A 14,684-nucleotide genomic window follows, 5' to 3' on the forward strand; every position below is an offset into this window, starting at 1 on the left:
GGTTACGTGTGGTCGGGGTGGAACACCCAACCGCGCAGCAGGGTGAAGCGCAGCGCGCTGGCGGTGAGGTTGGCGGTGATCAAGACGGCCAGTTCCAGCCAGCGGGAAGTGGAAATAAGGTTCGCGTGTAAGGCGCCAAGGCTGCCGCTGCTCAGAGCGAGCGCCAGGGCGAATACCAGCAGGGCTTCGCCGTGGTGGCGGGCGGTGAGGGCGCGCCCGCGGACGCCGAATGTGAAGCGACGGTTTGCCGCGGTGTTGACGATGGCGGTGGTCAGCAGGGCGATCAGGTTGGCCCATTGCGCGCCCACCGCGGCGGACAGCGCGCTGAAGATGCTCAGGTAGGCTAGGGTGGACGCGCCGCCGATGGCGCCGAAGCGCGCGACTTGCCGCATCAGATTGCTCGGCGGCGCAGCGCGGACGCAGCCGAGTTGGTCGGCGATCTGACACACCGGGATGGCGCCGGTGGCAAAGCCTTTCAAGAGTCGCGCGACGCCTTTGAGATCGGCGGTGGCCGTTGCGACGATGTCGACCCGGCTATCTGGGTCATCGACCCAGTCGACGGGAACTTCGTGGATCCGCAGCCCAGTACGCTCGGCTAGCACCAGCAGTTCGGTGTCGAAAAACCAGCCAGTGTCGACGACGTGGGGCAGCAGCGGCAGCGCCACATCGGCGCGAATGGCCTTGAATCCACACTGGGCGTCGGAAAATCTCGCGGCGAGTGTGGATCTGAGGATCAAGTTGTAGCAGCGCGAAATGATTTCGCGTCTTGGCCCGCGCACCACCCGCGCCGAGCGCGCGAGGCGGGTACCGATGGCGAGGTCGGAGTGCCCAGAGATCAACGGGGCCACCAAGGGTTGCAGCGCAGCCAGATCGGTGGACAGGTCGACGTCCATGTAGGCCAGCACTGGCGAATCCGATGTTGACCACACCGCGTGTAGGGCGCGGCCGCGGCCCTTTTGGTGCAACCGCGTCACGCGGACCCCAGCTAGTTCGGCTGCCAACTTGGCGGCGATGGACGCAGTATCGTCAGTGCTCGCATTGTCGGCAATGGTGATGCGGGCCGAATAAGGAAGGGAATCCGAGAGATAACGATGCAGCCTGCGCACAGAGGCGGTCAACGCGGCCTGCTCGTTATACACCGGCACCACCACGTCGAGCACCGGAACGTCGCGCTCACGTGCTATTGCTACCGCGTTAGGCCGCGCCGAAATACGCACCGCAGCAGCGAAATCGAATGACGGTGCGGCCAAAGTGTCGGTCATGGAAACATCGTCGAGCCATGATGTGGGTAGAGCGTTGGGTCACATTATGCAAGAACTGTGAATCACAGCGGATATCCGACGTTGGCGGAGCCGGTCTTCTTCACCTCGGCGGCAGAATTCAGCGGCGCCCGGCGGCCAGCGAGCAGTGTGAACGCGGTGAAAATGGCGACGGCGCGGCGCGCAACTGGATGCGCACCGCGCCGTCTGGATTATGGTCGGCGTGGCCCTACTTGCCGGCCGTTACCGCGGTGGCGGCGGTGGCGGCGGAGGCGGAGGCGGGCAAGGAACCCCCGGTACGGGCACGCATTGTCCTGGCGGCGGTGGCGGCGGAGGTGGCGCGGCATTGGCAACACCGACACCGAATAGTCCGGTGGTCAATCCAAGTCCGGTGAACAAGACTGCGGCCCCGACCAGCTTGCGCCGGCGTGCGGTTGAATCCGGCACTGATGCTCCTTTCGTAGTGAATCATGCTGTACTGCAACGACTCTAATCGACTTGACCGGCATTCAGACGTCCGGCAGCTGTGATGAGAGTAAGCGTCGCACAGCCTTCATATGAGGCAGCTATGAGGATCAAATGATGTGGCGCGCCTCTTCGACTGCCAACGCGATGAGCGCTACCCTGCGCTGTCGCCCACGGCGTGGAGTCAGCGCCGCGAAAGTGCGGCGCGCAGGCGTCGGGGGGCACACCCGCACGCCGCACACCCCGAGAGATGGAGGCGAACGCGTAGACCCTGCATCCATCAAGGCGCATTGAAAATACCGGCTTGAGCTGAGCCTGACCTGTCCGGCGGTTAAGTAATTGCTGTGCGCGGGTGGGCAAGCCTCATCATGTGCGTCGCGCAACCACATTGCGCCGACATCCCTTTGCGCGATCGACGCGAATCGACAGCTGTCCCGTTGACGAGATGCGGCGCGTGCTGCGCCGAACGCGCCGCACCTCATTAGCCGACCACGTCCGGTGGCATGGCCGCGGTCAGACTGGGGGAGAGGCAGTTACCGCCAAGGACCAGGAGCGCCGGGCGGAGGTGGCGGGACAGCGGGTCCAGGAGGGCAGGGTTGAAACGGGAGGCATAGCGCGGGATTCGGTCCGGGGCCGGGCGGCGGCGGAGGGGGAGGCGGTGCGGCGTTGGCCACGGCGCCACCGAAGCCCAGCGCCGACAGCGCCAGGCAGCTGCACAGCGCGACACCGCCGAGAAGTCGACGTTGATCGATTTGCATAGTGATTTCCTTTCGGGTGGTGCGGTGCCGTTCGACACCGCTTGCACACCAGAAACATTGGTCACCGCGGGTAACATCCGCACCACAGCGCCATCACGGTTCGCCCACTATGAGCAGGATAGGAATGGGCTATGATCTGACTCGGAAATCGTTGGTATACAGAGAGTTTCGCTATCGCGCGCCACCCGCGCTGGATGAGGTCATAGCGGAGGCATAGGCAGCTCCCATCGGGCAGCGGTTCACTTCATTCCATGGCGAAAATCAAAACCATCGGTCGGCGCCCCCAGGTGGTGACGACGTAGTGCTGATCACCTACGCCGACTGCGATGCCGGCTACTGGCGCGCTCGGGAGCTGCTGAACAGCGGCTGCCGCGTAGTCGTCACCGCCCGCCACGTCTCATCCTTGACGCAAATTCTGCTGGGGGAGAGGTGTTCCCAGTTGATGGCCGTGGCCGCCGATATCGAGGACCCGACTCAACGTAGTCGGCTTGTGGAGCGCGCACGGGCCCGCTTGGGTCGCCTCACCTGGGTGGTGGATGGGCGTAGCGGAGCGCTAACGGCTTTGCGCGACAACGAAGGTGAAGTTTCCCGGCGTCGGCCGCGACCAAACGGAACGCGCATGGTGGCGCAGGCAGCGTGTGATCCCAAAACCACTGATAAATCTCATATCTCGTCCCTAGCGAGCGGATAAGGGAAGCCCACGTTGGCGACTTACCGTTGTGGGTGTCACTGTCGTGTACCGCAATCAAGGGAGGAAACTGGTGACGAACTCAAAATCGAGAACCCGCGCAATCGTGGGGTCGGCGGCGTTGTGTGGGGGGATGGCGTTGGCGGCCGCCGGGTTTGGCGCTGGAGACGCCAACGCGTTCCCGTTGCCACCGCCGGGCCCCGGGGGACCCGGGCCTGGACCGGGTCTATGTCTGCCGCTATTGCCGTGCGGCGGGCCGCCGCCTCCTCCAATGCTGGGTCCTGGTCCTGCGCCAGGCCCGGGCCTGCTGGGATTGCCTCTGCCACTGCTGTGAGCGTTGCAACGCAGCGGCATTGAGGTCGGTGCGCCACACGCCCGCGATATGCCGGGTGTTATGAAGTCACTGGGGCCTACTCGTCACGACTCGTTGACGGGTAGGCGCCTCTGATCTTGGGCCAAGGCCGTGACCGGTGTGGGTGCGCTGGTGGGCAGGGTGACTGTGAACGAGGTGGCACCCAGTCCGCTGTGCACGTCGATAGTGCCGTCGTGGGCCTTGACGACGGCGGCGACGATCGCAAGTCCCAGCCCCGTGCTGCCGCCGCGGCGCGATCGCGATGTATCGCCGCGCACAAACCGTCCGAAAATTTCGGGTTGACGTTCGGCGGGGATGCCGGGACCGTCGTCGCTGACGGTGATGGCAGCCTGACCATCGTCGTCGTTGCAGCCCAGCCAGGTAGTGACCGTGGTCCCGGGCGGCGTGTGCACGCGCGCATTAGACAGTAGATTGGCCAGCACTTGATGCAGCCGGGCGCCGTCGCCGTTCACGATGACCGGCTCGTCGGGGACGTTGAGCTCCCAGTGATGGTCGGGTCCGGCGACGTGGGCGTCGCTAACGGCGTCAACGGCGAGTTGTGACAGGTCGACGGGCTCGTGGTCCAACGGACGTCCGGCATCGAGACGGGCCAGCAGCAGCATGTCTTCCACAAGGCGCGACATCCGCTTGGCCTCGGAGTCAATGCGGCCCACTGCGTGGACGACGGCGGCCGGGATTTCGTGGTGGTGGCGTTGGGCAAGCTCGGTGTAGCCGCGAATGGCGGCTAGCGGCGTGCGTAGCTCGTGGCTGGCGTCGGCGACGAACTGGCGCACTTGAGTCTCGCTGGCATGGCGCAAGGCGACTGCGTCAGTGATGCGTTGCAACATTCGGTTGAGCGCCCCTCCGAGCTGGCCGACTTCGGTATAGCGCGTCTCGGAGTCGACCGACACGATGGGCGTCGGCAGCTTCATCTCGCCGTGGTCGAGGTCGGAGTCTGCGACGCGTTGCGCCGTTGAGGCCACCGCCGATAACGGCGCCAATTGGCGGCGGATGATGAGGATGTCTGCGACGACCGCGGCGGCCAACGCTGTGGCGACGATGACAGCGAGAGTGCCCAGCACGGACAGCATGGTTTGGTCAACTACGGTGGTCGGAAGTCCGGTCAGGATGGTGATGTCGCCGGGAGCCGGGGTCGTGACAACGCGGTAGGCGCCCAGTTCGTCGATGTCGATGCTCACAGGATCGATATAGGCCGCGTGCTCCAGTTGCCGATAGGCGTCGGGGCTCAGTTGCTCCCGTGCGCCAGTGCCCGTGATGACCGCCGCTTCGAGCACCTCGCCCCCAGACAGGACCGCACCGATGGTGCCGCTGGACTGGCCGGGCGCATCGAGGAAGTTTGGTCCGGGTCCAGAACCGAACGGGCGCGTGCCGTCGGGCAACGGGGGTGGGGGGCCTATCGCGAACAGCAGCGAAGAGCGCCAACCCGCGTCGCGCACCTGATCGTCGAGTTGGTCCATCAAGTAGCGGTGTAGCGCTGTGAGCGTGCCGGCACCGATGCCCGCACACACCAGGGACAGCAGCGCCAGCTGGGCCGTCAACAGCCGGGTGCGCAGCGACCACGTCCGGCGATGGCGCAGCCGCCACCACAGGCTCCGATGATGTCTACTGTCTGGGGTGAACGACGTGGCGCCGGACGTCCGCACCGCCGTCATATCCAGAGCCCGCATATCGAAGGCAACAGGCGAAACGGGACGTACACCGAGCGATCATCGCGGTCACATGTAGGCTCGCGCTGTGGTGAATGTAGACGCCACCTTTGAAGATTCGCGTGACTGATGCATTCATAGATTCCGCAAAGCCGTACCACAGCGCTCACCTATGTCGGTTCCGCATGATTGCGCCATGCTTTCCGCCGCGCCTTCGGAACCATCTGCTGCATCAGCGCGCCCAGTCATTGGCGCTGCGCTGCGGCGCGCCGATGGCACCCCGGTGAAAATACTCGTCGTCGACAGCGAACGCATGGTCGCCGAGATGGTTTCGATGACACTGCGCTGCGAAGGCGCAGAAGTCGCTACAGCCGGTGATGCCGTGACGGCCGTCGCGGCCGCCCGCCGGTATCGTCCCGATGTGGCGATCGTTGACCCAAGGCTGCCCGACGCCGACGGAATGGAGCTGCTGCAGTTACTGCGCGACCAGCAGCCGGGCCTGTTGTCGTTGCCGCTGCTTACGTCGGCTGACGGTGAACCTGATCGCAAAGTCCGATTCGCCGCAGGCGATCGCTGGCTAGCCAAACCGTTCAGCCTTGACGACGTGCTGTCGCGGGTACGGACGATGTTGCGCCGTGCTGGTGTCGAACTGCATTACAACAGCGCCGTGATGACCGTGGGCGACCTGGTGCTCAACGAGGACAGTCGCGAAGTGTTTCGAGATGGCAACTATATTCAGTTGTCCCACAACGAATTTGAACTGCTGCGATACTTTGTGCGCAACGCCCACCGCGTTGTGACCAAACAGCAGATCCTCGGACGGGTTTGGCCCTATGATTACTCCGGGCGTTCCAACGTGGTGGAATTGTATGTGTCCTATCTCCGCAAGAAGATCGATCACGAGCGCAGCCCGATGATTCATACACTTCGCCGCACCGGCTACATCTTCAAGGCCGCCTAGTCCGTTGGTTAGGCGGGCACGGTGGAACCTCCCGAGTCTGCCGATATCATCTAAGAGTAGACTCAATTATGTTGCCTGACATCACTTCTCATCGACTAGCGGGTTTGAGCACATATCCCGACCCGCGCAGTGTGTGGATCATCGGCTCGCGGCCGGAGTCGATCTTCTTCCGCAGATAGGAGACGTAGAGTTCGACGATGTTGGAGCGTCCGCCGAAATCGTAGTCCCACACTCGATCCAGGATTTGGGTCTTGCTGACCACGCGGCGGGCATTGCGCATCATGAACCTCAGCACCTCGAATTCAGTGGCTGTGAGGTTGATCGGATCACCGCCGCGGGTGACCTCGTGGCTGTCTTCGTCGAGCATGAGGTCGCCAACGACAATCTTCGACGCGTCGTTGCCGACGGTCACGCCGGTGCGGCGCAACAGCGCCCGCAACCTCAGGACCAACTCTTCGAGACTGAACGGCTTGGTGACGTAGTCGTCCCCGCCGGCGCTGAGACCGGCAATGCGGTCCTCCACCGAGTCCTTGGCGGTCAGCAGTAGCAGCGGCAGACCGGGCTGGTGATCACGCAGTTGCTCCAGCACCTGTAACCCGCTCATGTCGGGCAGCATGATATCCAAAACGACTACGTCGGGCGGATTTTCGCGAGCTTGTTTGATCGCGCTCGCGCCGTCGGCGGCGGTCGTCACCGCCCAACCTTCATAGCGCAATGTCATCGACACCATCTCGGCCAACACCGGCTCATCATCGACGACCAGTGCGCGGATGGGCTTACCGTCGGCGCGGCGCATGACAATGCGCTCGGGCCAAGGCGCCTCGGTGATGGGCGGTTCTTCATCCTGTGGTGCAATCACCGCCCGATTGTGGCGGGCCGAGTTGAGCACCAACTGTGCAGGCACTATGGCGAGGTTATGAGTCGGCTGCACGGCGCCGATGCCATGTGACACCTTCCTACGACTTATCGACGTTGGCGTCGTAGCCGTTACAGTCGTCGGCAATGCCTGGGGATCGGCCTCAGCTTCGCAGCGCCATCGGACAGCCGCTCACGCGGTCGGCCGCCATGGGCACTCGGATCATCGCGGACGAGCGCCCTCTACGGAGACGTGGCGCCCGATCACCGTCGTTTTTCGTTCCGCCGGTGAGGCGGCCGCGTCTCCGCGTCGACCCATCATTCGCCTCACGATCAGATGTGCAACACGGGCGACTAGCAATACGGTCATCACCACAGGCAGCGTCATCACCAAATGCATTCCGCCATAGTGCACACCGAGCACCATCACCGTGCTCCACAGCGTGGCGGCGGCCACCGCGGAACCGACGAACCGACCGAAGGGCGCATCAGTCCCGCCGATGATGGCGGGTACGAATCCACGGCCGGGGGGCACCCAACGCTGCAGCACCACAGCGCCAAGAGCGCCGCGGCGCCGGACGGTCTGGGCCGCAGTGGTCACCCTGCCGCGAAATCGGTGCACACCACGCGCATTGAGCAGTCGTGTGCCAAACCGTCGTCCCACCCAGTAGCTGAGAACGTCGCCCGCCAGCGCGGAACCCATCGCAACTACCAGCAACATCACCACCGACGTACCACTACCACAGCTCAACAGCACCGCGGCAAACAGGAAGGGCTCAGCCGGGAACACAAACGATGCCATCGGCAACGACGAGGCGATGATGAGCGCAACCAGCACCGCGTACATGGTTGGTCCGGCGGGCAAGGCGGGCAGGTGGGTCATCACGTCCACAGACACTTGCCTCGACAGGATTTCCGTTGGGAGAGAAGCATTATCACGGAAATGAGGATGCCTCACCGAACTGTGCGCGGACTTGGTAGAGATTAGTGTGCGGCTTTGCGTCAGTCTCCCCAATGCGTGCACCGCTCCCACTTCCACCACACCTGCCGAGCGACCTGTCCGATTGGACATCGACCTGGGGGCATACCTGTGTTTCATATGCGTCGCTTAGCGCCCTGACAGGCTCGGCCAATGCTCGTCAGCGATGCTCGCATATGCCCATTCCCCCTTGGTTCGATGCTGGAAAAATCTGTTGTGCAGTGTGATTCACACTCACTAGCCCCGGACGGGAGAAGCGTGATATCGCGACTCGTGCGAATGATGTTGTGTATCAGTGTTATAACTGCGGCGCCGGCATGTGTTGCGCGTCCGGAGCAGACCGCTGCACAGCCCCTGGTACTACCAATGGGCTGGAATTCGTGGAACTCCGGGATGGCCTTGAATGAACGGTCGGTCAAGGAAACCATTGATGCGATGGCGCGATCGGGACTGCGGGATGCCGGTTACCGTTACGTCAATCTCGATGCGGGATGGGCCGCATCGACGCGCGGGACTGGCGGCGAGTTGCGGGCCGATCCAGACCGATTTCCCCATGGCATGGCCGAGTTAGCGCGTTACGCACACGAGCGCGGTCTGTCCTTCGGTTTGTATGCCAGCCCGTACAACCAGACGTGCGGGCAGGATCCGCGCACGGCAAGCCTTGGTCACGAGGCCGTCGACGCCGCTACCTTTGCGGCATGGGGGGTGGATTTTCTCAAGTACGACTGGTGTCGCCCGGATGCCAGCCATGCCGAGCAAGTGCGGGTGTTTACCGCCATGCGCGACGCGTTGCGGGCTTCCGGCCGGCCGATCCTCTATAGCATCAATCCCAACAGTTCCAACGAACTCACCGCCGGATCGGTCCACGACTGGTCAGGCATCGCCGACCTGGTGCGCACCGGCGCCGACTTGGTTCCACTGTGGCGAAACGTATTGCCGCCGCTCGGTGTGAACGATCCCCTCGCGACGGGCATGTTCTCCGGAGTCCCCGATCAGTTCGTGGCTGCGACGGCACGCCCTGCGGGTGAGGGATACGTGGCTGATCCCGACATGCTGGTAGTCGGCGTGACGTGGGACGAATTCTTCACGAAACACATGGCGACCCTGCGTGATTCGTTGGCTAACCGCGATCTCTCGCCTGCGCTGGGCGCCGATACTGGGCCGCTGTTGAGCCTGCCAGTCGATGCGATGCGCTGGATCGCCACTGCACAGCCCGGCTTGACCGAGATGGAACAACGCAGCCACTTCTCCTTGTGGGCGATGTTGGCTGCGCCGCTGATCGCCGGTAACGATCTGCGGTCGATGTCACCAATCACCCGTGAAATCTTGACCAACCGCGACGTCATCGCCGTCGACCAGGACCCCCTGCTCGCCCGGGCGACGGCCTCGCGGCGCGATGGCCGGGTCTGGGTTAAACCGCTGGCCGACGGTGCGGCCGCGGTGGCCCTGTTCAATCCGGCAGGTGTACCAGCACGTATCCGGACCTCGGCGCGGGAGGCAGGTCTGCCGCCCGCGTCGTGCTACCGCGTGCGCGACCTCTGGACCAAGACGTCGGCTACTACGAAAGATGAGATCAACGCGAGCGATGTCGCCCCTCACGAAGTGATCATGTTGCGAATCACGCCCAACTGCAGCGGCTGAACAACGGGTAGGTCCTGGCGCCTCGTGGCTGAGTCGGCACCGCCGACCTATCGGCCTGTCCGCACAAGGCTTTCGGGCTGAGGTGAGCCCTGGACTACTGGCTTTATCGCTAGTCCGTGGCGGTCAGTTGTCTTACTTGATGGCGGATAACCTTGCCGCGCCGAGCCTTTACGAGTCTCCTTGCGGTGAATCGCGTCGGTGCCACGTCGAGGAGAGGTGCGACACCCGACCGGGAGAACGGAAGGTCGGGTGCCGCACCTCGGATATGGCCAAGCAGTAAGTTGTCAACGATGCTGCCAGGCCACGACTGGGGCAGCCGCTAGTTCATGTTCCAGGGCTCGCCGTAGGTGGTGACGCTGTCACCGGCCTTGGAGATCAGGCGCGCGAACGGACGCAGCAGCACACCACCGGCCGCACCGGTCACCGTGCCGTGCGCGTTGGACACCGCCACCTTGCCGTGCGGACCCGAAACGTCCACCGAGAAGGTCGCCACTTCCTGAATACCGGGGCCGTTACCCAGGTCGGCGCTGATCGACACACCCGGGAACAGGTTCGGCGTGATGACCGAACCCAGCGGGGCGAACCCGTTACCCAACGGCTCCGGCGCGATCGACGCGTCGTCGAGCAGGATGTTCGGCGTGGTGTAGCTGAAGTTGATGCCCACACCCAGCGACCACGGGAAGCCGATCTGATAGCCGAGTTCCAGAGTGCCCTCAAACTTGTCGGCACCCGGGCCGGCCACGTTGTACACCGCGCTGCCCGAGTGGAACCACTCGCGAGTCAGCCGGTTGCGGTCCAAGGGGAACACACCATTGAGGAAGGTGTCCCACTGCTGGATCGTCAGCGTCCGGTCCTGACCATCAACCAGACTCAGTTCGTTGTCCAGACCTGCGTGCGAGGTGCTGGTACTGAGACCCGACAGTAGCCCTACGGCAAACAGCACGGATAGCCCGCGAGCGATGATATTCACATTCCTCCTAGCATTCTTGGGCACCGAACCGACTGGGTAACTGAGAATGGCAACAATGCCATGGAGGGGCACGGCGCCGAAGTCGACCAGCGCAGCGGTTTTTATTGCAACCATCTCAGCTGCCGTTAATCCGTCCCTTATTTATGACTCGCCGAACATATCCGTACCGCATCTACTCGGCAACGGATTCAGACGCGGAGCCTGCCCCCGCTTCGAGCCGTTGCCAGCACTCGGCTCGTTTTGCCACTCGGCCGACAGCTGGATTAGGCGAGTATCGCCAAACACTGCACTGCCATGGCTTTTAACAGGGATGATGCCTGTTCGCCGACCAATTCGAGGCGTCCCGGGCCCACGATCAAGCCGCGGCGTTATGACCGCTCCAGTTTGCCTGAATACGGCCCTTTGTCGCTTGGACGACCACACGCGTCGGATGGATGTGATGAGGATCACATCAATATGTGTCTCGATGAAATCGCGTTACGGATTGCGATTTCGTCTGCCGCAAGGAATTACATTGGTCAGCCACAGCCCGCTTATAGGTCAATGCTATATGGCGCACAGGACACACCAAAGTGACACATAGCGATTCTTAAAAGACAAACAATCTACATCGCGTACGCGCCCGTATGCCTCCTCGACTAGCAAATCAGGACGTATTGAGGTGCTGCCCTCAACCAGCGGTCCGGTTACCCAAGCATCGGACGCGCTGAGCCGACGGGTGACGGCTGCGATCAGGCAATGCCGGCGCTTCCCGCCAAGCATGAGAAGGGTTGGGCGACAACGCCCCAGGCCCTCTCAGTGGGAAGAACCCCAGGAGGCCATCACGACGACCATCGTCCACAGCAAATTCCCATATACGAGAACTCGAGACGATTCGACGGGACCAAGATTCGAGATCACTGACCTGACAAGAGACGAATCACTATTAATTCGACAACTTAGTCCCTGCTGTGACTGTCGACACCACAGGACTGCGGCAGGTAGGCACTCGACACAGGACGCCAACCCCCCGTGCGACTATCGACCTCGGAAGTCTCGCCATCCGCCTCCACGACGCCTGATCACCTCGAGTAGCGCACCCGTCACCTCCCGCCCGGATGTCACAGGGATTCACCAAATTGCATGAGCCGCCATCGCGTGACCCGGGCCGCCGCGCCCTGCAACGAGCCCCTGGCGTGGCGCAACCCTCTTCATAAGCCTTTGAACTGGGATATATCCAACCAAGACCGGAGCGGCAGACCAGAGAGAACCCGTTGCGCGCGGGTACGTCCGTCGAGCAGGAGTAAGCCGGCCAGTAGTGACGAAGCCACCTGGTTGCCATTGGCACAAGGGGTGATGCACCCAGCCTGCCGCCGCCGGGATAGATCGTCGACGGGGACCTTTGAACATTGACGGACGCCGATATCGTGACCACCCGCCGGTCGCACACACAGCAACCAACGCGCATTTGTTGTGATTATTAAAAGCAATTCATAGCGGGTCACCAGCGTCTATATAGCGCACTCACAACTTCAACTAATTGCAAGCTTTCCTGTCGTATTCCGTGAGATTAGAAGCTATCGTCGTGTCCTCCAGGGCAAACTCCCTTTAAAGGAAGAGAGAAGACACTATGCAACAGTCGACGCGCCGCGCCGCTCTGCGGCCGGCGGTTGTGATCGGGGCGGTGTTGTATGCAATCGTCGGCTTCGGCACGGGTATCGCTGCCGCCGAGCCGTTTCCGCCGTGTCCGTTCGGGGTTCCGTGCGGCCCCGGCCCCGGACCGGAGCTACCGCCGCCGGGCCCCGGTCCCGGTTTACCTCCGCCGGATCTTGGGCCGATGGGCCCCGGGCCGATGGGACCCGGGCCGGTTGGACCTGGGCCCATGGGACCCGGGCCGGTTGGACCTGGGCCGATGGAACCCGGGCCAGGGATGCCTCCGCCGCCCGGCGGACCCGCACCGTGCGGACCGTTGGTTCCCTGTCCGCTCTAAGCCGACGTGTCGTGTTCCGGCCGGTAGTCCTTGCGGGCCGGCCACGGCGCCGGTTTGACAATCGATGGCCGGTAGTTCACGCGTAGGTGCATGACTGGGCCATTGCCGTCGACAGGCTGGGAGTTTCGAGTCCCCACCATCGTCGCCATCGGCGGCGGCGGCGTCTACAAGATCCTGACCACTCGCCGCGAACAGCGATCGAAACTTTCGCTCCGGCATTGCCTTCGGGTATGGCTTGGTCTGGAGACGGAGGCGGCCAAAGGTGCCCGCGCTCGCGTCGATCAATCGATCGTGAGGGCTTGGCGCTGTCGGGGGGTCAGCTCATCGCGAAGCTTCGACAAGGTTCGGCGGGGCGGGAGAAACTGAGCGAACCGATGGTAGGGGGTAATGCTCGAATAGACGAAAGTCATTGAGTAGCGCTCCATTACAGTTGGCTTGCTGATGCGGTGTAGAAGGCGACAGGTGTCGGCGTACACCGCGGACAGCCGGGGCCCCGTCACTTGCTGCCATTCCGAAGCGGGGACAACACGATTCATCACCGCATCCGAGAGACAACCGTTCCGATAGTTCAGCTCACGAACCGCCAGATCAGTCTGCGCGCGGTTGAGGTATTCAAACGGCCCGCACGCCTCGTCGACATCGTTGAGGTAGACGATGACTTTGAGCATGTGGCGGTCTTCGACGTCCAAATGCCATTTCCGGATCACCTCGAAAGTTGCTCCCTGGGGCCGTTCCCTTTTGATTTCGATGCCCAAGTAGCGCACCGGAAGCCCGAGGTACACCTCAGCCAGATCCAGGTTCTCCGCCGCAAGTCCCCATTTGAATACGGTCAAGTCGGCAGCAAGTTCGTTCGGCGAGACTCGCACGCACGATTGTGTGGTGCCCCTGTCCTGCAGAAGGTCGACGAATCGATCGGCGGCGGCAACGACCTCGTCAGGCGGGCATATCGTTCGGATTGCGACAGATTCCCGGCGCAACTCCTGGGCGATATCAAACCGGTCAAGCGGTACCCACGGAATCTCGTCGAGGTGGCGCATGCGGCGGAGCCAATAGTGCGCATCCGCCCACTGCTTGATCACAGGAACCTGCACGAGCGTGCGCTTCGCCATGCCCCACCTGTAGGCCACCGCTTCACGCACTCGGGCGCCCCCGTAAAGGCCCACACATTCCCCGTTCGTCACCAATGGTAATTTCTGGATTTCATCAATTTCTAGCTCTGAATTCGAGCGGTGATCGAGCGATAGCAAGCAGCCTTGACCTCGCACTTTAAGTGCGCGGAGCCAATCCGAATGGCAGGGGGCATTCGGATTGGCATCCGCCGCAGTCGACGCTACAGCCCGTGAGCCAGATTCGGTGATCTGCGGCGGCGTTCATAACAATTGCATAGGCAATTTATAATTAGTACCAATGGTTTGAACGAGGCGATATTTGGTAATCAAGCCGAGCCGGTACGCAGCTCACTGATGCCGAAAGGCAACCCTTGATGATGTGCCACAAATGCATGGCCCTGCGTGAATTGCGATGGTTATCTGTCGGTAGCGAAGTGTCGGATGTGTTGTCATTCCTGGCAACGGCGATGTGCCTGGGGCTTGACCGGTCTGGCGATGTCGTTTGCGTCGGATTGCGCTACGGGCGTTTCTTGGCGGGCCACGGGTCAGTGGCGTCCGTCGCCCGATCACACGGGCGACCCATGGACGCAGCGCATCGGCTTGCCCTAGGCGTCGCGCACGATCCAGGCGATTACTTCGTCAGTTCGGACAGGTTGAACATGAACAGGAAGATGACGGCGGGGGCGGCGGCATGGTCGTCGGGCGGCCTGGTCGGATTTAGAATCTGTCACCGTCGGTCTCCTGTCAGTGCTCGTGACTGACCGCGGTGACCGGCTAATCCTCAGCGGTGCTGCAGCGCAATTCCAGGCGGGAATCCATGAGACATTCGCTAGTGGCCTTCGTCGGCGTAATCGCCGCCACCTGTCTGACCGACTGCCACAGCGTTCCGCTGCTAACACACGGCGTGGCCGGATCAGCGCCGACGGAGTCGCCGAACGGCGATGGACGCTCGCCGGCGGCCTACTTCAAAGTCGGTGACTGCCTCAAGGACTCGCCGCAAAGCGGGGCACG

11 protein-coding genes are annotated in these 14,684 nt (G+C 62.7%); 3 read left to right on the forward strand and 8 right to left on the reverse strand.

Features of this window, described 5'->3' with window-relative positions; all coding sequences use genetic code 11:
• Positions 1-2: 2 nt before the first annotated feature.
• The 3 genes from ACWW36_RS23805 to ACWW36_RS23815 form a co-directional block, all read right to left on the reverse strand.
• Positions 3-1,262, reverse strand: a complete 1,260-nt coding sequence (locus ACWW36_RS23805; RefSeq protein ID WP_456138415.1) for a glycosyltransferase — start codon at positions 1,260-1,262, stop codon at positions 3-5.
• Positions 1,263-1,502: 240 nt separating this feature from the next.
• Positions 1,503-1,706 carry a hypothetical protein gene (locus tag ACWW36_RS23810; RefSeq protein WP_456138416.1) on the reverse strand — a complete coding sequence of 68 codons (204 nt, stop codon included), beginning with the start codon at positions 1,704-1,706 and terminating at the stop codon, positions 1,503-1,505.
• 551 nt (positions 1,707-2,257) lie between these two features.
• A complete protein-coding gene (locus ACWW36_RS23815) occupies positions 2,258-2,482 on the reverse strand; it encodes a hypothetical protein (RefSeq protein ID WP_456138417.1) in 225 nt (74 codons plus the stop codon).
• 301 nt (positions 2,483-2,783) lie between these two features.
• Here ACWW36_RS23815 and ACWW36_RS23820 point away from each other — a divergent pair, with 301 nt between their 5' ends.
• Positions 2,784-3,173 carry an SDR family NAD(P)-dependent oxidoreductase gene (locus tag ACWW36_RS23820; protein ID WP_456138418.1) on the forward strand — a complete coding sequence of 130 codons (390 nt, stop codon included), beginning with the start codon at positions 2,784-2,786 and terminating at the stop codon, positions 3,171-3,173.
• 414 nt (positions 3,174-3,587) lie between these two features.
• Here the strand turns inward: ACWW36_RS23820 and ACWW36_RS23825 are convergent, their stop codons facing one another.
• Positions 3,588-5,195, reverse strand: coding sequence for a sensor histidine kinase (locus ACWW36_RS23825; RefSeq protein ID WP_456138419.1), 1,608 nt, complete (start codon positions 5,193-5,195; stop codon positions 3,588-3,590).
• Between the two features lie 253 nt (positions 5,196-5,448).
• Here ACWW36_RS23825 and ACWW36_RS23830 point away from each other — a divergent pair, with 253 nt between their 5' ends.
• A complete protein-coding gene (locus ACWW36_RS23830; RefSeq protein ID WP_456142598.1) occupies positions 5,449-6,150 on the forward strand; it encodes a response regulator transcription factor in 702 nt (233 codons plus the stop codon).
• A gap of 88 nt (positions 6,151-6,238) precedes the next feature.
• On the opposite strand, the gene ACWW36_RS23835 is transcribed toward ACWW36_RS23830, so the two are convergent.
• Both ACWW36_RS23835 and ACWW36_RS23840 read right to left on the reverse strand, forming a co-directional pair.
• Positions 6,239-6,946 (reverse strand): response regulator transcription factor, encoded by a 708-nt coding sequence (locus tag ACWW36_RS23835; RefSeq protein WP_456142599.1) that lies wholly within the window; start codon positions 6,944-6,946, stop codon positions 6,239-6,241.
• A 282-nt stretch (positions 6,947-7,228) separates the two neighbouring features.
• Complete coding sequence (locus ACWW36_RS23840) at positions 7,229-7,888, reverse strand: DedA family protein (protein ID WP_456142600.1); 660 nt, start codon at positions 7,886-7,888, stop codon at positions 7,229-7,231.
• A 249-nt stretch (positions 7,889-8,137) separates the two neighbouring features.
• Here ACWW36_RS23840 and ACWW36_RS23845 point away from each other — a divergent pair, with 249 nt between their 5' ends.
• Complete coding sequence (locus ACWW36_RS23845; RefSeq protein WP_456138420.1) at positions 8,138-9,625, forward strand: glycoside hydrolase family 27 protein; 1,488 nt, start codon at positions 8,138-8,140, stop codon at positions 9,623-9,625.
• 319 nt (positions 9,626-9,944) lie between these two features.
• Here ACWW36_RS23845 and ACWW36_RS23850 read toward each other — a convergent pair whose 3' ends face one another.
• Entirely contained in the window at positions 9,945-10,595 is a 651-nt protein-coding gene (locus ACWW36_RS23850) for an MspA family porin (RefSeq protein ID WP_456142601.1), read from the reverse strand.
• 2,250 nt (positions 10,596-12,845) lie between these two features.
• Entirely contained in the window at positions 12,846-13,673 is an 828-nt protein-coding gene (locus tag ACWW36_RS23855; protein ID WP_456138421.1) for a hypothetical protein, read from the reverse strand.
• Positions 13,674-14,684 lie beyond the last annotated feature (1,011 nt).

The organism is Mycobacterium sp. MMS18-G62 (genome assembly GCF_053877835.1).